This window comes from Paenibacillus sp. J22R3 (genome assembly GCF_056269305.1).
In genome coordinates this window covers 98626-117201 of record NZ_JBWDNS010000003.1, presented here as the reverse complement: position 1 = coordinate 117201, position 18576 = coordinate 98626, and the positions used below count along the sequence as shown (strand labels likewise).

General features: G+C 49.5%; 19 protein-coding genes. 13 read left to right on the top strand and 6 right to left on the bottom strand.

Annotation, left to right across the window (positions count from 1 at the left end; all coding sequences use genetic code 11):
• Positions 1-21 precede the first annotated feature (21 nt).
• Positions 22-810, top strand: coding sequence for a phytanoyl-CoA dioxygenase family protein (locus tag AC0YN4_RS15335; RefSeq protein ID WP_475836140.1), 789 nt, complete (start codon positions 22-24; stop codon positions 808-810).
• A 61-nt stretch (positions 811-871) separates the two neighbouring features.
• Here the strand turns inward: AC0YN4_RS15335 and AC0YN4_RS15330 are convergent, their stop codons facing one another.
• Positions 872-1318, bottom strand: coding sequence for a hypothetical protein (locus AC0YN4_RS15330; RefSeq protein ID WP_475781986.1), 447 nt, complete (start codon positions 1316-1318; stop codon positions 872-874).
• Between the two features lie 80 nt (positions 1319-1398).
• On the opposite strand from AC0YN4_RS15330, the gene AC0YN4_RS15325 reads away from it, so the two are divergent.
• A complete protein-coding gene (locus AC0YN4_RS15325) occupies positions 1399-1779 on the top strand; it encodes a DUF423 domain-containing protein (RefSeq protein ID WP_475781985.1) in 381 nt (126 codons plus the stop codon).
• 187 nt (positions 1780-1966) lie between these two features.
• Positions 1967-3871: a putative bifunctional diguanylate cyclase/phosphodiesterase gene (locus AC0YN4_RS15320; RefSeq protein ID WP_475836139.1), complete on the top strand. Its 1905-nt coding sequence runs from the start codon at positions 1967-1969 to the stop codon at positions 3869-3871.
• A 35-nt stretch (positions 3872-3906) separates the two neighbouring features.
• Here the strand turns inward: AC0YN4_RS15320 and AC0YN4_RS15315 are convergent, their stop codons facing one another.
• Positions 3907-4422 (bottom strand): hypothetical protein, encoded by a 516-nt coding sequence (locus tag AC0YN4_RS15315; protein WP_475781983.1) that lies wholly within the window; start codon positions 4420-4422, stop codon positions 3907-3909.
• Positions 4423-4631: 209 nt separating this feature from the next.
• On the opposite strand from AC0YN4_RS15315, the gene AC0YN4_RS15310 reads away from it, so the two are divergent.
• Positions 4632-4937 carry a YunC family protein gene (locus AC0YN4_RS15310; protein WP_475781982.1) on the top strand — a complete coding sequence of 102 codons (306 nt, stop codon included), beginning with the start codon at positions 4632-4634 and terminating at the stop codon, positions 4935-4937.
• A gap of 81 nt (positions 4938-5018) precedes the next feature.
• Here AC0YN4_RS15310 and mtnA read toward each other — a convergent pair whose 3' ends face one another.
• Both mtnA and mtnK read right to left on the bottom strand, forming a co-directional pair.
• The gene (gene mtnA, locus AC0YN4_RS15305) at positions 5019-6083 is read right to left on the bottom strand and encodes an S-methyl-5-thioribose-1-phosphate isomerase (RefSeq protein ID WP_475781981.1); all 1065 of its coding nucleotides are present in this window, start codon (positions 6081-6083) and stop codon (positions 5019-5021) included.
• Positions 6084-6103: 20 nt separating this feature from the next.
• Complete coding sequence (gene mtnK / locus AC0YN4_RS15300; RefSeq protein WP_475781980.1) at positions 6104-7327, bottom strand: S-methyl-5-thioribose kinase; 1224 nt, start codon at positions 7325-7327, stop codon at positions 6104-6106.
• A 134-nt stretch (positions 7328-7461) separates the two neighbouring features.
• Here mtnK and AC0YN4_RS15295 point away from each other — a divergent pair, with 134 nt between their 5' ends.
• The 6 genes from AC0YN4_RS15295 to sufB all read left to right on the top strand — a co-directional run bounded on the left by AC0YN4_RS15295 (position 7462) and on the right by sufB (position 13433).
• Positions 7462-8061 (top strand): DUF1802 family protein, encoded by a 600-nt coding sequence (locus AC0YN4_RS15295; protein WP_475781979.1) that lies wholly within the window; start codon positions 7462-7464, stop codon positions 8059-8061.
• Between the two features lie 196 nt (positions 8062-8257).
• On the top strand, positions 8258-9037 hold the full coding sequence (sufC, locus tag AC0YN4_RS15290; RefSeq protein ID WP_475781978.1) for a Fe-S cluster assembly ATPase SufC: 780 nt from the start codon (positions 8258-8260) through the stop codon (positions 9035-9037).
• A 20-nt stretch (positions 9038-9057) separates the two neighbouring features.
• The gene (gene sufD, locus AC0YN4_RS15285) at positions 9058-10365 is read left to right on the top strand and encodes a Fe-S cluster assembly protein SufD (RefSeq protein WP_475836138.1); all 1308 of its coding nucleotides are present in this window, start codon (positions 9058-9060) and stop codon (positions 10363-10365) included.
• Positions 10362-11588 (top strand): cysteine desulfurase, encoded by a 1227-nt coding sequence (locus AC0YN4_RS15280; protein ID WP_475781976.1) that lies wholly within the window; start codon positions 10362-10364, stop codon positions 11586-11588. The genes sufD and AC0YN4_RS15280 overlap by 4 nt, the downstream gene beginning before the upstream one ends.
• On the top strand, positions 11575-12000 hold the full coding sequence (sufU, locus tag AC0YN4_RS15275) for a Fe-S cluster assembly sulfur transfer protein SufU (protein WP_475781975.1): 426 nt from the start codon (positions 11575-11577) through the stop codon (positions 11998-12000). Before AC0YN4_RS15280 ends, sufU begins: the two co-directional genes overlap by 14 nt.
• Before the next feature lie 35 nt (positions 12001-12035).
• Complete coding sequence (gene sufB, locus AC0YN4_RS15270; protein ID WP_475781974.1) at positions 12036-13433, top strand: Fe-S cluster assembly protein SufB; 1398 nt, start codon at positions 12036-12038, stop codon at positions 13431-13433.
• An 87-nt stretch (positions 13434-13520) separates the two neighbouring features.
• On the opposite strand, the gene AC0YN4_RS15265 is transcribed toward sufB, so the two are convergent.
• Both AC0YN4_RS15265 and AC0YN4_RS15260 read right to left on the bottom strand, forming a co-directional pair.
• Positions 13521-14573, bottom strand: a complete 1053-nt coding sequence (locus AC0YN4_RS15265; protein WP_475781973.1) for an HD-GYP domain-containing protein — start codon at positions 14571-14573, stop codon at positions 13521-13523.
• A gap of 152 nt (positions 14574-14725) precedes the next feature.
• Complete coding sequence (locus AC0YN4_RS15260; protein ID WP_475836137.1) at positions 14726-15463, bottom strand: molybdenum cofactor biosynthesis protein; 738 nt, start codon at positions 15461-15463, stop codon at positions 14726-14728.
• Positions 15464-15574: 111 nt separating this feature from the next.
• Between AC0YN4_RS15260 and moaA the strand changes: the two genes are divergently transcribed.
• Genes moaA through AC0YN4_RS15245 form a run of 3 tightly spaced genes read left to right on the top strand, consistent with a single transcriptional unit; the run spans position 15575 to position 18554 of the window.
• Positions 15575-16576: a GTP 3',8-cyclase MoaA gene (moaA, locus tag AC0YN4_RS15255; RefSeq protein ID WP_090981827.1), complete on the top strand. Its 1002-nt coding sequence runs from the start codon at positions 15575-15577 to the stop codon at positions 16574-16576.
• Positions 16577-16606: 30 nt separating this feature from the next.
• Positions 16607-17089, top strand: coding sequence for a hypothetical protein (locus AC0YN4_RS15250; protein ID WP_475836136.1), 483 nt, complete (start codon positions 16607-16609; stop codon positions 17087-17089).
• 22 nt (positions 17090-17111) lie between these two features.
• Positions 17112-18554 (top strand): bifunctional metallophosphatase/5'-nucleotidase, encoded by a 1443-nt coding sequence (locus AC0YN4_RS15245; RefSeq protein ID WP_475836135.1) that lies wholly within the window; start codon positions 17112-17114, stop codon positions 18552-18554.
• Positions 18555-18576 lie beyond the last annotated feature (22 nt).

Genomic DNA, 18576 nt, shown 5'->3' with positions numbered 1-18576 from the left:
TACAGAAGGAGCGATAGCTCAATGTTAAATCCGGTAGTGTCACCAGGCGAACTAACAGAAACCGATCGTTTTATTTTTGAATCATGGGGATATTTTGTCATTCCTGATGTGCTGAACGCAGAAGAGGTGAAGCAATGCCTGGAAGCTTCGGAGCGAGTGCATAGAGCTGCGGGCACGGAAGGTTTCGGTCAGGTAGGACGGGGCTATGAGACAGAGCCGGCTCTCGAGCGGCTGATGGACCACCCTGCTGTACTTCCTAAGATCAGAGGACTGTACGGCGACCGATTCATCATGCAATCCGGCTGGAATACGAAACAGCCGGCCTTTGGCGGAATGGGCGGATGGCATCAAGACGGCTCGGGCGCTTATGATTTCAAGAAGCTGAGCTTCCCGCAAATCCCGTTGCTGCAGCTGCGGGCTTCGTATCTTCTTACCGATCAAACGCTTCCTCGGATGGGGAATATGGAGCTGATTCCGGGTAGTCACCGCAGTCTGGTTCCAATGCCTGAGGCGCTGCGCAAGGAGAAAGGCGATGTATCGATCGGCCATGTTATCTGTGCACCGGCTGGATCGGTTCTTGTATTCCATAATGCGGTATGGCATCGCACCTATGCGCATGACGGTGATTATGATCGGTACACGATGCACTACATCTATAGTCCGCCATGGTTAAGAGCGTCCGACAGGCTGCAAAACTCGAAGGCGTTCCTAGAACAAACAACTCCGCTTCGCCGCGCGTTGATGGGCGAATTTCATCGCCCTGACGCACCGTTTGGAAGCGGGTATGAGGTTCCGCCGTTCAAGGGTTAAGATGACGACATAGAGGAAGAGCCGCGTTGATCGCGCTCTTCCTCTTTGTTTTTACCTGTATTTAGCCGCCCATTGCAAGACCGATCAGGAATAGACCGATAAACCCGATTGGGAGCAATCCGTTTGTGACGATCCCAATAATAGAGAAGGCTTTGCGTTTATTCTTCGCGCAGGCGCCGACGATTCCCAGGATCAGACCTACAATGCTGGCTCCCATCGAGCCGATAATCAGCAAGCCGGCTCCGATAATCGGCGCGTACGCTTCAATATCTGCCATATTCGCCTCAATTTCCTGCTGAAGAGTGTTGCTGTCTGCAAAGTTGTGGTTCATAATAAATGATGTTGCAAGAATAATGGCGATGATAAAGCCGATAATGCTGATGAGACCAATGATAAATGAAGCTATGCCAAGCTTGGATTGCGTTTGTGGCGGCTGCTCCTCATAAGCTGCCGGTATTGGAGTAAAACCGTCTTGCGGGAACTGGTTCTCGCTGCCGTTTTCATTCATGGATTAAATCTCCTTTATCAATCATTTGCTATCGTACAGTTTAACGTATTTTACAGCCATTGGAAAGGATGGAGAATGAGATGTTTAACAAATATGGCGCTTACGGAGCGATCCACGCGTTGATTGCCGTGGTGCTTGGCGCATTCGGAGCTCATGCCTTGAAAGACCGACTTACAGATGACATGCTGAATGTGTTTGAGACCGGCGTCCGCTATCATATGTACCACGCCATCGGGCTATTCCTGCTCGCGCTGGCTGCGGAACGAATCGGACAGGGAAAGGGCATACGCTGGGCGGCTCGCTTGATGCATATCGGTATTTTCCTGTTCTCCGGCAGCTTGTATGCGCTCAGTCTGTCGGATATCAAGCTCCTGGGTATCATCACGCCGTTTGGCGGACTTGCCTTTATCGTAGCTTGGGCTGTTGCCGCTTATTCCATCTGGAAGGCAAAAAGCAACTAGATTCGGTTTGATAGGTTCTCATTCAAGGCGACTTCACGTTTGGTGCTATAACGGCATCCCGCGCTTGAGGTCGTCTTTTCTTATGTCGAATGCCGTCATGCCGGGAAAAACAGTATCCAGTCTAGAACAAAATCGTTTATAATAAACAAAATGTGACGGTTCATGCCGAATGGAAGGAAGATGAAGTGTGCTCGTAAAGGCGGAGACAACTCCGATTCGGCCCAAATCATCAAGACGACTTGAAAGCGTTCGCAATCCGTTGTGGTTGGCATGCCTATGCACGTTTGTTGGCATACTGATCGGCGGCGTGTGGCGCGATGATTGGGCGATTGGACTGCAAATTGCAGCGGCAGCGGGCGTGCTTATTATCGCGATCCGCTTTATGCAAGTGAGATTGACGCGCAAGCATGTTGTCCAAGCTGAATCGATCCATACACCCATTGTAGAATCATTGCTTGCTTATAGTCCGATTCCTCTGGCTGTCATCGACTTGCAGGGAAATGTTGTGGAAATAAATGCTGCATCAAGCAGGCTGGTTGGTTATGAAGAGCATGAGCTGCTTGGCAAATCCTTTTTCCCGCTGATTGACTCGACTAATGAGGAAGCCATCTTAGCTGCTTTTGGGCAGATGCTCGAAGGCGATCTTAAGGATATGACGATCAATATTAAGCATGCTTCCGGCTACTCATTCAAAATAAATATTATTACTGCGCCCGTAATTCGCAATGGAAGCTGTATCGGTTTGTTGATTATTAGCCAGGATGTGAGCGACAGCAACCGCGTCCAGGAACGAATCCGCTATATGGCGAACTACGACGACATGACGGGATTGCCGAACCGCCATTCTTTCATGAGACTATTGGATGACCGCTTGACGGATGCGAGGGTTCGAGGTGATGTTGGACATCTGGCTATTTTTCAGTTGGATGTCGATCGCTTCAAGCTGATCAATGCTTCCTTCGGCCGCGAGTTTGGCGACATGCTGCTGCTTCAGGTGGCCGAGCGGCTGACCCGCGGACTGTCGGAGATGGATGCGGCAGCACGCATGGAAGGCGATGAATTCGCGATTCTATACGCCTATGCCGGAGACGAGCAGGAGCTGGATCGCAAAGCAAAAGAGCTCAAGCTGCTGCTGGATGAGCCGTTCGAGCTGCAAGGGTTTCCGCTTCATATCACGGCAAGCATCGGCATTGCCGTTAACCAGGTCATAGGCGATGATGCCAGCCTGCTGGTGAAGAAGGCTGATCTGGCTCTGACCAAAGTAAAGGATAGCGGCAAGAACGATTACCTCTGTTATTCCGAGGAATGGGATGACAGCTCACGAGAGCGCTTGGCACTTGAGCATGATTTGAAGATCGCGCTTCAGAAGGAGCAGTTTGTTCTCCATTATCAGCCGCAGTACCATCTCGGTACCGGTGAAATGGTCGGGGTAGAAGCACTCGTACGATGGGAGCATCCGGAGCGCGGACTTGTACCGCCGGGACAATTTATTCCGCTGGCCGAGGAGAACGGCTTGATCGTACAGATCGGAGATTGGGTGCTGAGAGAGGCCTGTCGGCAAAATAAAACGTGGCAGGATGCCGGACTTCGCCAAATTCCCGTATCCGTCAATTTATCGATTCGCCAATTCATGCAGCAAAATCTGCATCAGAAGGTTGCGGACATTTTGCAGGAGACAGGTCTTGATGCCAGCTATCTGGATCTGGAAATTACGGAAACGATGACGATGGATGTCACGCATGCTTCATCATGCTTGCTTGAGCTCACGAAGCTTGGTGTGACGATCAGCATCGATGATTTCGGGACGGGGTACAGCTCCTTCCATTATCTCAAGAACCTGCCGATCGGAAGGCTGAAGATCGATCGGTCGTTCGTCAGGGATATCCAGCAAGATCCGAGCGATGCCGCAATCGTGGCGGCTATTATCGCCATGGCGCATAACCTGAACTTGCAAGTCATTGCCGAGGGAGTAGAGACCGAGGAGCAGAAGCGGTTTCTGCAGGAGCATAGCTGCGATGAAATGCAGGGCTTCTTATGGAGTCCGCCGGTACGCGGCGCGGCGATCATGGATCTATTGAAACTAGCTGTTTAAAGTAAAAGGAGCTCTCCGCAGAGGGCTCCTTTTTCTTATATAAACTCGTCAATTTCGTAGAGTTTAAACGAATAGACCTGCTTCTCATCGACGTGATAAACCGTCAGCATCTGGGACGATTCATCCAGGTTAATGATTCGGCAAGGGATGTTCAGCTTTACGCCAAAGCCCTTGTTCACCATTAATCGAATCAAGCGATTCTCAGCAATGCAAGCTTTAATACGATCCGTTACGAAAGTTAAATCGAGTGCTGCGGCTGGCTTCGGTGCTGCAGGAGGAATGACCGGGGCAGCTGCCGGATCTGCTTTGGCCGTGTTTCTTGGAGCCTTCGCGTCCTTGTCCTTCTGCTTGCTGGCAGGACCGGCTTCCAGAGCTTCAATGAGACGTCCCAATTCAATACCGGATTTAATTCGAAAGTCAGCGTAACCGGATTGATTGAGCGCATGAAGCAGTCTCTCCATTGCAATTGCGTTGTTATCGCCTTCTACGAGAATGTCGACATTAAACAGGTGGGAGGACTGTTTCGCTGTTAGTTTATCTGTTAGGTTCATTATGCCACTCCATGTCGTCATAAAGTACCTATAACTATATCACTAAAGTGTTCATAAATGTAGTATTTGCCGAATCGTTTTTGACCGAAAAAGGAGAATGCCCACTAGGCATTCTGATAACACTTCACACCGACTGAAAGCATATAGTGAAGAAGTAATTTGTGCTTGAGGTTGTCTGCGATCTGCGAGGGTGGAAGGAGGTGGTTCGGATGATGCGAATGGTTCCCATTACGCTCGAAGGGGGCGCAACGGCGCTTGGAGTTGAGGTGCTTCTGCCTAAAACAACACTGCTTGCTGTGACGACGGATAAAGGCTATATCATGTGTGGAGCTCTTGATGTCGGACTTCTGAACGAACGGTTAAAAGATAGAGGCATCATTGCAGGCCGTGCGGTAGGTGTGAAGACATTGGAAGAACTGATGGCTGCGCCGCTGGAGTCTATAACGGAAGGTGCGGAGGCGCTCGGGATAACGGTTGGCATGAAAGGCGCGGATGCTCTTCTCTTGATGGTATAGATGAACAAAGACGAAAGAAAGGTTGCCTCGGGCAGCGTGCTTACGCTACCTTTAGGCAACCTTTTTCGTCGTTAAAAAAGATTATTCAGCTTGAAACAGCTTCTTAAGGTTGACGTTATACGGAGGTTTAATGATGCCTTTCTCCGTAATAATCGCCGTTACATAGTCGTTTGGCGTAATGTCGAATGCCGGATTGTAGACTTTCACGCCGACCGGGGCTGTGCGCTTGCCGAAGCCTTCGGTAATCTCATTCTCATGGCGCTCTTCGATTGGAATTTCATCGCCGGATGGCGTATTCAAATCGATTGTGGACAACGGGCAAGCCACATAGAACGGAATGCCATGTGCTTTAGCGAGAACAGCAACGCTGTATGTGCCGATTTTGTTCGCGACGTCGCCGTTCGCTGCAACACGATCCGTACCGACGATGACGGCATCGATCCAGCCTTTGCTCATCACCATACCAGCCATGTTATCGCAGATAAGGGTAACGTCTACGCCTGCTTGCTGAAGCTCGAATGCGGTAAGGCGAGCGCCTTGAAGAACGGGGCGTGTCTCATCCGCGAATACACGAAGCTTGATGCCTTGCTCCAGAGCCAGGTAGAAAGGAGCTAGTGCAGTACCGTATTTGGCCGTAGCGAGTCCGCCGGCATTACAGTGCGTCAGTACGCCCATTCCATCTTGGAACAGCGTTAACGCGTGTTCGCCGATAAGGCGGTTCGTTTCTTCATCCTCGCTTTGAATCGTGATCGCTTCTTGCACCAGCGATTCCTTGCAGGAGGATAGGTCTGCGCCGCTTGCAGCAAGTGCTTCTGCACGTGCTGTCATGCGATCGAGCGCCCAGAACAAGTTCACTGCCGTTGGACGAGATGTTGCCAGATGAGCAGCGGAGGATTTCACCACTTGCAGCCATTCAGCGACTCCGTCCGTAACATCACGGCTGCCGAGGACAACACCGTATGCGGCAGCGATGCCGATTGCCGGAGCTCCGCGAACCTTAAGATGACGAATGGCTTCCCAGACATCTTCCGTTGTAACGAGCGGCAGATAGACGATTTCTTCGGGCAGCAGCCGTTGATCGAGCAGGTCAAGCTGAGTGCCGACCCAAATAACGGATTGCAATGCTTGATTGGTTGTAGATTCCATAATGATGATCGTTCCTTTCGTTATGCCTTAACAGCAGCTTTCTCTGCAGTTTGAACGGCATCTATGAGCTGATTAATAGAAGTGAAGCTGCGGTTCGACGTGATAAGCGTTTTGCCGATGCGAAGCGCCAGGCGCTGTGCACGTTCCCGAACGGCGGCATCTTGGATTTTATCGATATCCGCTACATGGGCAAGGCCCACAATACGACGGACCATTTTGCAGCCGGCGAATCCAATTGTATCTTGGAGCAAGCGCTGCATGTAGTTTTCCTTGTAGCCCGGAGCAGAGCCTGCCAGACGGTCAACGCCTTGCTCGTTCCATAAGGCCAGGAATTTCGCTTCAAATTTCTCCAAAACATCCGTAACGGTTTGCAGTAGGTAAGCCTGATATTCCTCACGCTCTGCAGTTGTCTTATCCCAACCTTCACGGGAAGCGTAATTTAGGAGCAGGTTGCCGATTACAGCGCCGATATCGAAACCCATTGGTCCGTAATAAGCGAATTCAGGGTCGATGACTTTCGTCGATTCCGGTGTAATGAAGATGCTGCCCGTGTGCAAATCGCCATGCAGCAGCGCTTGCGAATGCGTGAGAAACTTCTCGCGAAGCAGCGCTACTTCGAGGTTAAGCGCGCCATCGCTCCACAGTGACTCAGCTTCATCTCGGATAGCCGGATCGAAGTTATTCGTATCTGCGTCCGTATAAGGATGATCGAAGATGAGATCCTCTGTTATTTTGCAGAGCTCGGGATTAATAAACCTGCTGGTGCGCAGCTTCTTCTCTTGCTGATTGTGCCCAAGATCGGATGTGAAGAATAACGTTTGTGCAAGGAAAGTGGAGATATGCTCAGCGAACAAGGGATAACGACCGCTATTCATGAGCCCCTGACGCATAATAACATGATCACTTAGGTCCTCCATAATCGTAAGTGCCAGATCTTTGTCATACAGATAAACATTCGGTACCAGCCCGGGAGCGAGCTGACCTTCAAGAATGAGCGCTTCGCTCTCGATACGTGCGCGATCAAGCGTAAGCGGCCAAGATTCACCGACGACCTTAGCGTATGGCAGGGCTTGTTTCAATATGATGCTGCGACCTGCAGCGGGATCCGAGATATGAAAGACTAAGTTCAAATTGCCATCGCCGATTTCACGGCTAACCAGCTCCGCGCCCGGTTCAAACACACCTTCAATTGTTCGCGCTATTTCAATAGCTTCTGCTTCACTCAATGGATGATATGTAGACATCTATAGCCCACCTCCGGAATGTAGTTGATGTTTCCCATGGCCCAAATAAATATAGTATAGCGAAATTTTTTTCGCGTTGGAATACCTTGCTTTGCTATAATACATGTAATTGTTAAGGAACGAGGGTGATAATAATGGTGATTAAGACCGATCAATTGCAGCCGATCGCGCTCAAAGAATGGGCGGTTGCGGTAAAAGCATTGACCGAAGGCAAACAAATTATGGTGCTGCGCAAAGGCGGAATTGCGGAGGAAACGAGAGATTTTCAGCTGAAGGCGCCTCGTTTTTATTTCATGCCTGCTTTCGAGCACCAAAGACCGGAGCTCTTGAAGGAGCCTTTCCAGGACGACGTTCGCCAAATTATGGGAGAATGGAAACCCGGCGCGACCACAATCGAGATCAATGCTGTGGCAGAAGCAGTCGAAGATATTGAGATCTTCGATCAGGAAACGTTGAACAAATTAGAGGATTTCCATATTTGGACCGAAACATTTGCCGAAGATAGGTTGAAGTGGAAACGAAGCAAGCCGCTTCATCTATTGCTGCTTCGTGTAAGTAAGCTTAAGAATCCGCTTACACTGCCTATGCAGGATCAATACACGGGTTGCAAATCTTGGGTGAATCTTCCGGATGATCTGGCCGTCATCGACGCGCAGCCGGTATTGTCGGACGATGAATTTAATCAGAGAATAAGTCAAATTCATGACGCACTTGGCCAAACGAGTACAAGCTAGGCTACGTTATAGGCGCAGTAACATTGATTTACTGTGAAAACTATAATAAAATATAATTGAGAATCACTGAGAATCAATTTAGAATAATTCTAAAAGAGGAATTGTTTCAATAAGCATAAAACAGTTTAGCCGTCCTAGAGCAGAAAAACTCGTTTTGTGCAGAAACGTCCGAACCATCTGGAGGGAGCAGTTTACCATGGCAACACAATTCAAAATCGATGGTCTTAAAGCAGCCATCGAAGGCAAAGAGATATTGAAAGGCATCAACCTTGAAATAAAAGGTGGAGAAGTTCATGCCATCATGGGTCCGAACGGTACAGGTAAAAGTACGCTGGCTTCGGCACTCATGGGTCATCCTAAATATGAAGTGACAGAAGGCGCGGTCGAATTGAACGGTGAAGACCTTCTGGAGATGGGCGTAGATGAGCGCGCACGCGCAGGTCTGTTCCTTGCCATGCAATACCCAAGCGAGATCAGCGGTGTAACGAACTCCGACTTCCTGCGCAGTGCGATTAACGCGCGCCGTGAAGAAGGCAAAGAAATCTCTCTGATCAAATTCATCCGCCAAATGGAAGGCAAGATGAAAGAGCTTGAAATGAATCCGGAATTCATGCACCGTTACCTGAACGAAGGCTTCTCCGGCGGCGAGAAGAAGCGGAACGAAATTTTGCAAATGATGATGCTGGATCCGAAAATCGTCGTTCTTGACGAAATCGATTCCGGACTTGATATCGATGCTCTCAAAATCGTAGCTAACGGCGTGAACGCTATGCGTTCCGAAGAGCGCGGTTTCTTGATCATCACGCATTACCAACGTCTTCTCAACTACATTACGCCTGACTTCGTACACGTTATGATGCAAGGCCGAATCGTTAAATCCGGTGGTCCTGAGCTAGCAGAGCGTCTGGAAAACGAAGGCTATGACTGGGTTAAAGAAGAACTTGGCATCGTAGACGAAACCGTCGGACAGGTTTAATCGGAGGAGGAGCAATAGAAATGAGTACACAATTAGGGGCTCCGGTTAACCGCCAGACAGTTTCTGCTTTATCCCAGAGCAAAGGCGAGCCGGCATGGCTTGAGGAATCAAGAATTAAAGGTGTTGAACTGGCGGAAACGCTGGAATGGCCCACTCCGGAAAAAGTCCGTATCAGCCGTTGGAATCTAGCGGCAATCGGTAACCATAAATCGCAAGCTGTCATCACTTCCGTAAGCGAGCTTCCGGGCTCCATTGGAGAATTGGTCGCAGGTGCACAAGCGGGTCTGGTTGTTCAGCGCAACAGCACAAGCGTGCTTCAACAGCTGTCGGCAGAGCTTGCTGCTAAAGGCGTTATTTTCACAGATCTGGAAACAGCGGCACGTGAACATAGCAGCTTGGTTCAACAGTATTTGTACAGCGTTGTACCACAGGATGAGAATAAGCTGACGGCTCTTCAATCGGCCATTTGGAACGGCGGCGTTTTCCTATACGTTCCGAAGAATGTTGAAGTCGAGCTTCCTTTACAGGCATTGTTCTTCAGTGAAGATGCAGGGGCGACTTTTGCTCCTCGTGTCCTAGTAGTAGCTGACAGCCATAGCCGTGTAACCTATGTAGATAACGTAGTGAGTGCATACGGTGAAAGTGCTGAAGCTATTGCAAAGCAATCCATCATTGAAGTCATCGTGAAGCCCGGTGCGCATGTTCGATACGCAACGGTTCATCATATGTCCGCGAATGTAATCGACTTGACGATTCGCCGTGCTGTTGTTGAGAACGACGGCAATATCGAATGGGTCATCGGCGATCTGCATGATGGCCACACGCTTTCGGACACGCAATCGCTGCTTAAAGGCAATGGTTCGAACTCCGACGCTAAAGTAATCAGCATTGGAACAAACTCGCAACAGATGAGCCTAACAACCGGAGCGGTGCATTTCGGTCGCAATACGGAGAGTAACATGGTTACTCGCGCCGTGATGAAGGATTCAGCGACAGCCATCATCAACGGCATTACGAAGATCGAGAAGGGCGCAACAAAGTCTAACGGCGTACAGCAAGAGAAAGTACTGATGCTAAGCCCCAAAGCACGCGGCGATGCGAACCCGATTCTGCTGATTGACGAAGACGATGTTAAAGCCGGACATGCGGCTAGCGTCGGACAAGTAAATCCGGAGCAGGTGTACTACTTGATGTCCCGCGGTATTTCGAAAAAAGATGCGGAGCGTTTGATCATTCATGGTTTCTTGGCCCCTGTCGTTTCGGAAATTCCGATTGATGCGGTCAGAGAACAGCTCCAGCGTCTGCTGGAAAGGAAGCTGGAAGGATGAATATCCAAGCGATCAGAGAGCAATTTCCGATCCTTCATCAACAAATAAACGGCCATCCGCTCGTTTATTTGGACAGCGCGGCGACTTCACAGAAGCCGCGTTCTGTCATTGATGCTGTAAGCCGGTATTATGAGATGGACAACGCCAACGTACACCGCGGCGTTCATACACTCGGCTCCCGGGCTACAGACGCATACGAAGGCGCGCGCGAGAAGGTTGCGGCGTTTCTGAATGCGGCAAGTACGCAGGAAATTATTTTCACCCGCGGAACGACTACGGCATTGAATTTAGTAGCATCGAGCTATGCCAGAGCAGTTTGCGGCGAAGGCGACGAAATTGTCATTACGCAAATGGAGCATCACTCCAATCTGATTCCTTGGCAGCAGGTAGCGAAAGCAACCGGCGCGACGCTCAAATATATTCCGCTTGAGAAAGACGGATCCATCACGCTCGAGAATGCAGAAGCAACGATCACGGATCGGACCAAAATCGTCTCGATCATGTATGTGTCGAACGTACTCGGCGTCATTAATCCAATCAAAGAAATCACTGCTATCGCTCATCGTCATGGCGCTAAGATGGTCGTCGACGGCGCGCAAAGCACGCCTCATATGAAGGTGGATGTACGTGATTTGGATTGCGACTTCTACGCGTTCTCCGGTCATAAGATGTGTGCTCCGACAGGTATTGGTGCACTCTATGGCAAGAAGGCGCTGCTTGAAGAGATGGAGCCGATCGAATTCGGCGGAGAAATGATCGATCATGTGGATCTGCATGATTCCACGTGGAAGGAGCTGCCTTGGAAGTTTGAAGGCGGCACACCGATTATTGCCGGTGCGGTCGGACTTGGCGCGGCGATTGATTTCCTGACTGAAATCGGTCTGGATGAAATCGAGAAGCACGAGCATAAGCTTGCTGCTTACGCGTACGAGCGTCTTAGTACCATCGATGGCATATCGATATTCGGACCTGTCGATAATCGTGCGGGTCTAGTCACATTTAATTTAAATGATGTCCATCCTCATGACGTAGCAACTGTGCTTGATACGAAGGGGATTGCGGTTCGTGCAGGCCACCACTGTTGCCAGCCGTTGATGCGATATCTGAATGTTTCTTCTACAGCCAGAGCAAGCTTTTATTTATACAATACCGAAGAGGACGTTGACAGGCTTGTTGACGGCCTCCAACAGACAAAGGAGTTCTTCGGTTATGGAATTGGATGATTTATACCGCCGTGTCATTATGGATCATTACAAAAACCCGCGTAACCGCGGCACCTTGGACGAAGATTCGCTTACGATTAACCTGAACAATCCAACGTGCGGCGACCGCATCACTTTACAGCTTCAAGTGGAAGACGGCATTGTGAAACAAGCGAAGTTTACCGGAGAAGGCTGCTCGATCAGCATGTCCTCGGCATCGATGATGACCGAAGCTGTGACGGGCAGAACAACGGAAGAAGCACTTGCACTTGCGGAACGATTCTCCACCTTTATCAAAGGCGGAGAAGCTGAGTTTGAAGAACTGGAAGATATCGAAGCATTGTCAGGCGTCAGCAAATTCCCTGCTCGCATTAAATGCGCAACACTCTCATGGAATGCACTGCGCAAAGGAATTGAACATCAGAAACAATAAAGCGCGGTTACCGCGTATGGTAGGAGGCTATTACGATGGCTAAAGAAATGCCTGATTTAGAAGATTATAAATATGGTTTTCGCGATGAACATAAAGCGATTTTCTCATCCGGTAAAGGGCTGACTCCTGAGATCGTTCGTACGATTTCGGAGATCAAGAACGAGCCGGAATGGATGCTTGAGTTCCGTTTGAAGGCGCTGGAGCAGTTTTACAAAATGCCTATGCCTAAGTGGGGCGGCAACATGGATGATCTGGATTTCGACGATATCCAGTACTATGTTCGTCCTTCCGAGAAGCAAGGCAAAACGTGGGAAGAAGTTCCTACGGAAATTAAAGAAACCTTCGATAAGCTTGGTATTCCAGAAGCGGAGCAGAAGTTCCTTGCAGGCGTATCCGCTCAGTACGAATCCGAGGTTGTATATCACAGCATGCAAGAAGATCTGGAGAAGCAAGGTGTTATCTTCACGGATACAGACACCGCCCTTCGCGAATATCCTGAGATCTTCAAGCAATATTTCGGTACGATCATTCCTCCGGCAGATAACAAATTTGCAGCACTGAACAGTGCGGTATGGTCCGGCGGCAGCTTCATCTATGTTCCAAAAGGCGTGAAATGCGAAATTCCGCTTCAAGCATACTTCCGTATCAACTCCGAGAACATGGGTCAATTCGAGCGTACGCTGATCGTAGCGGACGAAGACAGCTTCGTACACTACGTTGAAGGCTGTACAGCACCGATCTACAGCACGAACTCGCTGCATAGCGCAGTAGTAGAAATTCTTGTTCTCAAGAATGCGCGTTGCCGTTATACAACGATTCAGAACTGGGCTCCGAATATCTACAACCTTGTTACTAAACGCGCCGTTGCCGAAGAAAATGCAACAATGGAATGGGTTGACGGTAATATCGGCTCCAAGCTGACAATGAAATACCCTGCAGTCGTTCTGAAAGGCCGTGGCGCTAAAGGCATGGTACTTTCGATCGCAGTAGCAGGTAAAGGCCAGCATCAAGATGCAGGCGCAAAAATGACTCACCTGGCACCGGATACGACTTCGACGATCGTTTCCAAGTCGATCAGTAAACACGGCGGTAAAGTCACGTATCGCGGCTTGGCTTCCTTTGGCCGTAACTCCGAAGGCTCCAAGGCTAATATCAAATGCGATACGCTTATTCTTGATAACGAGTCGACATCGGATACGATTCCGTACAACGAAATCATGAACGACAACATTACGCTTGAGCATGAAGCGACGGTATCTAAAGTTTCCGAGGATCAGCTGTTCTACCTTATGAGCCGCGGACTTACCGAAGCAGAAGCTACACAAATGATCGTTATGGGCTTCATCGAGCCGTTCACGAAAGAGCTGCCGATGGAATACGCGGTCGAGATGAACCGTCTCATCAAGTTTGAGATGGAAGGCTCGATCGGTTAATCCGATTCGATACGATACAATTGCACGCCAAACAAAAACTCCGAACCCTCTTGAAGAGGTTCGGAGTTTTTGTTGATGGTAGGAGAATTACATGAATACTTGTTTAACTTCAAGATTGCGAGTGACGGTAAGATCGACGAAGCGATCTTCAATGCGAACCAATGGGCGGAAAAATTCGGAGGGATGCGTCATAATGATGGTTCCTGTTTCGCCGGATACGAGCTCTACTTGCTTGCCGATAAAATTAGGAATCATATGTTTGATAAAGGTATGTGTTGTAAAGGCGTCCAGCTCGGTGAAGCTCATCCGATACAGCTCCTTCAGAACGAAGAGCAGATCACGCTTCTTCTGATACACACGTGAGGAAATCATCGCGCTGTACACATCAGCAACTGCCACGATTTTGGAGACGGGATGGAGATCATCGCCCTTTAAACGGTTTGGATATCCGGTACCGTCAATGCGCTCGTGATGCTGTAGGGCTACTGTTGCGGCAAGTGATTCGCCGAAGGATTCGCTAATGATCTGATGCCCGTAGATCGTATGTTTCTTAATCGATTCGAACTCGTCATCAGAGAGTTTGCCGGGCTTATTAAGAATTCCGTCCGTGATCTGGCATTTGCCGATATCATGGAGGAATCCGGCTTGTCCGATCTTAACGGCTTCCTTCTCGGAATAGCCGAGCCAAGAGGATAAGTAGTAAGAAAGCATTCCCACCTGAACGGAATGTTGATACGTGTAATCATCTTTGGTGTTAAGCAGAAGCAGCATGGAGACGACATCGCGTTCCATTCTGAAATTGTCTACAAGCGGCTGAAACGTATGTACGACGTCATCTTCGATAATTTTACCGTTCTGCATCGCTTCAAGAAACAATTGTTCGTACCCGTTCACAGCATCTTGGTAGATGGGTTGAACTGTAGGTATCCATTTGGGGTTGATTCCTGATTCTATCGTTCGAGCCGATTCCTCTTGTTTCCTTGAGATAATATCGACATATTCAATTTGATGTTGAAATAGCTTCGAAATTTCTCTGGCATATAGCTCCGTACCTTTAGAAAGTACATGTAAGCCGTAGCCGTTGAAAGTATCGTTACTTAATTTATCTCCATCTCTAAGCTCCGTCACATGGATCCGCATAATTCACCTCGAATGACTTATCAATTAGGCTAAACAGTGATAAGACCATGGTAGCAATAAAATGCAGAATTGACAATGAGAGCGTAAAAAAAACAGTACTATATACCCTATTTTGACTCGCTAAAATATGGAAAAAAGCAACAAAAAACCTTTTATAGCGGCGAAACGGGGTTCCATGGACCCAATTGATGTCCTTTCCACTCGGAACCGTCTTCCCAAATCTCTCTTTTCCATATCGGAACGATTTGTTTCAGACGTTCGATCGCGTAACGGCTTGACTCATAACAGTCACCGCGATGCGGAGCAGAGACGGCGATGACGACACTGATTTCGGCGATTTCAACAACACCGATTCGATGGGCGATAGCAACCTTGGCCCCGGGCCAGCGAGATTCGATTTCATCGCCGATTTGCTGCAGGGTCTTAACGGCCATAGGGACGTATGCTTCATACTCCAGCCGTACAGTACGCGCGCCGTGCGTCCATTCCCGGGTAGTGCCGGTGAAAGTAAGGACAGCCCCGTTGTTAGGCACAATGACCATTGCGGTAATCGCTTCTACCGAAAGTGGTTGTTCCGTCACTACAAAGAGGTCGACAGGAGCTGCTTCGGTCTTGATTACTGCTTGTCCTGCTTCTTCCCCGCCTGATACAGGTGGGAGCAGGGCAAGCTCATCACTTGCCTGCAGAAGCTGCTCATCTGAGGCATAAGTCTGGTTGCAGGCCATGAAAGATATCGAAATCAAGGAGGCATCGACAGGGTAGCGAGTGATCAGCTCCTGCTTCAGTTGATACACGGTAAGCTTGGTCTGATCCAGTTCAAGCGTGATGACAGCTCCTCCGAAACGCTCGGCAAGACCAGCAAAAAGGTGGATATTCCATTTTACAGACATGTGTTTAACCTCTCGCATTCATAATGTTAATGGTCTCCATAGCATACCATAATGTGTCCAAAAATGTTATGCTAGAGGCAGAGACTGGGGAACCGAGGAGGTGAGCGGAAAATGACCGCATTAACAGATCGATTTGGACGCGTTCATGATTATTTGCGAATTTCCGTTACGGATCGTTGCAATTTACGTTGCCTGTACTGCATGCCTGAGGAAGGTGTACAATTCGAACCTGCGGAGAATCTGCTTAGTTATGATCAAATTACCGAGGTCGTGCGCGCCGGCGCAAGCTTGGGGATTTCCAAACTGCGCATTACCGGCGGAGAGCCGCTCGTCCGACCGGGCCTGGCAGGTTTGGTCCGTCAGCTTGCCGCCATTCCGGGCATCAAAGACATTTCAATGACGACGAATGGCGTTCTCCTCGCCGATCAAGCGCAGGCGCTTCGTGAGGCTGGCGTAAACCGTGTTAATATCAGTTTGGATACGCTCGATCCCGCACGTTTTCAATTTATTGCAAGGCGCGGTGATTTGAAGCGTGTTTTGAAAGGCATAGAGGTTGCGGCTCAAGTCGGTTTTGCCCCGATCAAACTCAATTGCGTGCTGCTTAAAGGCGTCAACGAGGATGAGATCGCTGCTTTTCTGCGTATGGCTCACGATCAACCGCTGCATGTGCGTTTTATCGAATACATGCCTATCGGACATGCCGATGACAATTGGAGAAATCATTATTTGCCTCTTACGAGAGTTCTTGAAATCGCGGAGGAGAATGGCCTGAATATTAAACAGATTCACGATGTGCAGGGGAATGGGCCTTCCGATGACTACAGGATTGAAGGCGGCAAAGGCTCCTTCGGACTGATCCATCCCGTGAGTGACCATTTTTGCACAAGGTGCAATCGGCTTCGCTTGACCGCAGACGGTCATATTCATCCTTGCTTGTACTGGGTAGATGAATTGAATGTGAAGCCTGCACTTGGCGATGAGAAGAAGATGCTTGAGCTGTTTAGCAAAGCAATGGCAATTAAACCGCTTAATCATGAGATGGCGGCGAAGCTTTCCGATGAGGCGCAAAGCCATGAGCCTACCGGAAGACGGATGTCACAGATCGGCGGCTAAACCTATTTCGGTGAAAAGAGAGGGATTCGCATGACCGTTCAATCAGGGAATACTTCAATTACGATCGCATACACAGGACAAGAGCCTGTTCGAATGACAGCTGATGATATGGCCAAACTGGCAGGAGCCAGCTTTCCGTTATCGAGTCGAATCGCCGGTGTTGCCGGAGAAGCGTTCGATTTCGGCGCATGGTTCAAAGAATGGCGCGACAGGCAAGGAATCGCTGCTGATGAGCCGTTGCCTACTCATCTAAAGATAGAGGCAGTCGATACGTTCGAGGCGCTTATTCCTTGGGAGCAATTAAAGGACGCTGCTGTACAGTATGCCATCGATGGAGAGGCGCTGCCTAAAGGCGGACCGATTCGACTGTATGTGCCCCATGGTTCAAGCGAATGCTTAAATGTAAAAAGCGTTGTCGTATGCAAGTTCATCCATGACGAAGAGAAACGCGGGGAAGTATCCTACGGCTTCAAGCAAACCTTCTCAGCAGAAGAGATGCGATTAAAGAAGTAGTCCTTGCAACCGGGAGGCCAGCATGAAAGATAAGGCAGCGGATGCGCCAAATGTCGTTTTGTTACATAGCAATGACATTCACAGTCGTTTGGAGCAAGCAGCCAAAATGGCTGCATACATCGAGGAGACACGGCGTATATACGGGGCTGAGCGTGTGCTCACCCTGGATATCGGCGATCACATGGACCGCATGCGTGTAGAAACGGAAGCAAGCGACGGCCTGGCTAACATCGATATGATGAATGCGGCCGGTTATGAGGTTGTAACGATTGGTAACAATGAAGGGCTGACGTTTACACCGGATCAGCTCACGGAAGCTTACGGAACGCGAGCAGCCTTCAAGACGACCTGCGCCAATTTCTATCAGCTCGAGGATGGCAAACGTCCATCCTGGCTGCTTCCTAACACGATTATTCATAAAGGGAAACTGCGTATCGGCCTCATTGGCGTGACGGCAGCTTTTGCTGATTTCTATAAGCTTCTTGGCTGGAATGCTACAGATCCGTTGCAAGCCGTGGCTGAGCAAGTTGCCGTACTGCGATCGCAAGTGGATGTGTTAGTGGTGATGTCGCATGTCGGCATCACGCTGGATCGCAAGATGGCTGTTGAAATTCCAGGTATCGACCTCATCCTGGGCGGTCATACGCATCATTTATTCGAAGAGCCTGAAGTAATTGGGGAGACTTCTCTCTGTGCGGCAGGTAAATTCGGAGAATTTCTGGGGCATGTGGAGATTAGGATGGAGGCCGCAACGAATCGGCCTATCATCCGTGCGAAAGTCGTCTCGATGGAACCGCGGGAGCAGCAACCTCAAGCAACCGCACTCATCAGCGGATTTCAAGCGGATAGCAGCCAACGTCTAAGCCGGGTTATCACGGTGCTGGACGAACCTATGCCTGCAAGCAGCGAGCATGAAACATCGCTCGCCAATCTGCTTGCCGCAGGACTGCGGCGCAAAGCCGACGCCGAGATCGGCATCGTCAACACGGGGCAGCTGCTCAGAGGCCTCGCCGAAGGAGAGGTGACGGCAGGCGATTTGCATGCCCTCTGCCCGTCTCCGATCAATCCGTGCCGAATGAAACTGACCGGCACTGAAATCCGCTTGTCGCTTGAAGAAGCACTCCAACGCGAATATGTGGATAAACCGATCCGCGGGTTTGGTTTCCGCGGTCTTGTCCTTGGCACGCTTGCCGTAGACGGACTCGAGATTCACTATTCGCCGGAACGGACGAACTACAACCGAATCTCCTCCATTGTAGTAAATGGTCACCTTTTACAGGATGACAGGGTCTACATTGTTGGGACGATCGATATGTTTACCTTTGGTGTCGGTTATGAGAAAATCAAATACGGCACAGACGTTACTTATTATTTGCCTGAGTTTCTACGTGATGTGCTGGAGCAAGAGCTGCTCGATAAAGACGCGATCGCCGAGAGTTATCGGCATCGTTGGATTGTAGAATAATTGAATAGCAGAACGCCTTAGG

Coding starts and splice junctions, on each gene's coding strand:
- AC0YN4_RS15335 (WP_475836140.1), top strand. CDS start 22: ATGTTAAATCCGGTAGTGTCACCAGGCGAACTAACAGAAACCGATCGT.
- AC0YN4_RS15330 (WP_475781986.1), bottom strand. CDS start 1,318: ATGAATGAAAACGGCAGCGAGAACCAGTTCCCGCAAGACGGTTTTACT.
- AC0YN4_RS15325 (WP_475781985.1), top strand. CDS start 1,399: ATGTTTAACAAATATGGCGCTTACGGAGCGATCCACGCGTTGATTGCC.
- AC0YN4_RS15315 (WP_475781983.1), bottom strand. CDS start 4,422: ATGAACCTAACAGATAAACTAACAGCGAAACAGTCCTCCCACCTGTTT.
- AC0YN4_RS15310 (WP_475781982.1), top strand. CDS start 4,632: ATGATGCGAATGGTTCCCATTACGCTCGAAGGGGGCGCAACGGCGCTT.
- mtnA (WP_475781981.1), bottom strand. CDS start 6,083: ATGGAATCTACAACCAATCAAGCATTGCAATCCGTTATTTGGGTCGGC.
- mtnK (WP_475781980.1), bottom strand. CDS start 7,327: ATGTCTACATATCATCCATTGAGTGAAGCAGAAGCTATTGAAATAGCG.
- AC0YN4_RS15295 (WP_475781979.1), top strand. CDS start 7,462: ATGGTGATTAAGACCGATCAATTGCAGCCGATCGCGCTCAAAGAATGG.
- sufC (WP_475781978.1), top strand. CDS start 8,258: ATGGCAACACAATTCAAAATCGATGGTCTTAAAGCAGCCATCGAAGGC.
- sufD (WP_475836138.1), top strand. CDS start 9,058: ATGAGTACACAATTAGGGGCTCCGGTTAACCGCCAGACAGTTTCTGCT.
- AC0YN4_RS15280 (WP_475781976.1), top strand. CDS start 10,362: ATGAATATCCAAGCGATCAGAGAGCAATTTCCGATCCTTCATCAACAA.
- sufU (WP_475781975.1), top strand. CDS start 11,575: ATGGAATTGGATGATTTATACCGCCGTGTCATTATGGATCATTACAAA.
- sufB (WP_475781974.1), top strand. CDS start 12,036: ATGGCTAAAGAAATGCCTGATTTAGAAGATTATAAATATGGTTTTCGC.
- AC0YN4_RS15265 (WP_475781973.1), bottom strand. CDS start 14,573: ATGCGGATCCATGTGACGGAGCTTAGAGATGGAGATAAATTAAGTAAC.
- AC0YN4_RS15260 (WP_475836137.1), bottom strand. CDS start 15,463: ATGTCTGTAAAATGGAATATCCACCTTTTTGCTGGTCTTGCCGAGCGT.
- moaA (WP_090981827.1), top strand. CDS start 15,575: ATGACCGCATTAACAGATCGATTTGGACGCGTTCATGATTATTTGCGA.
- AC0YN4_RS15250 (WP_475836136.1), top strand. CDS start 16,607: ATGACCGTTCAATCAGGGAATACTTCAATTACGATCGCATACACAGGA.
- AC0YN4_RS15245 (WP_475836135.1), top strand. CDS start 17,112: ATGAAAGATAAGGCAGCGGATGCGCCAAATGTCGTTTTGTTACATAGC.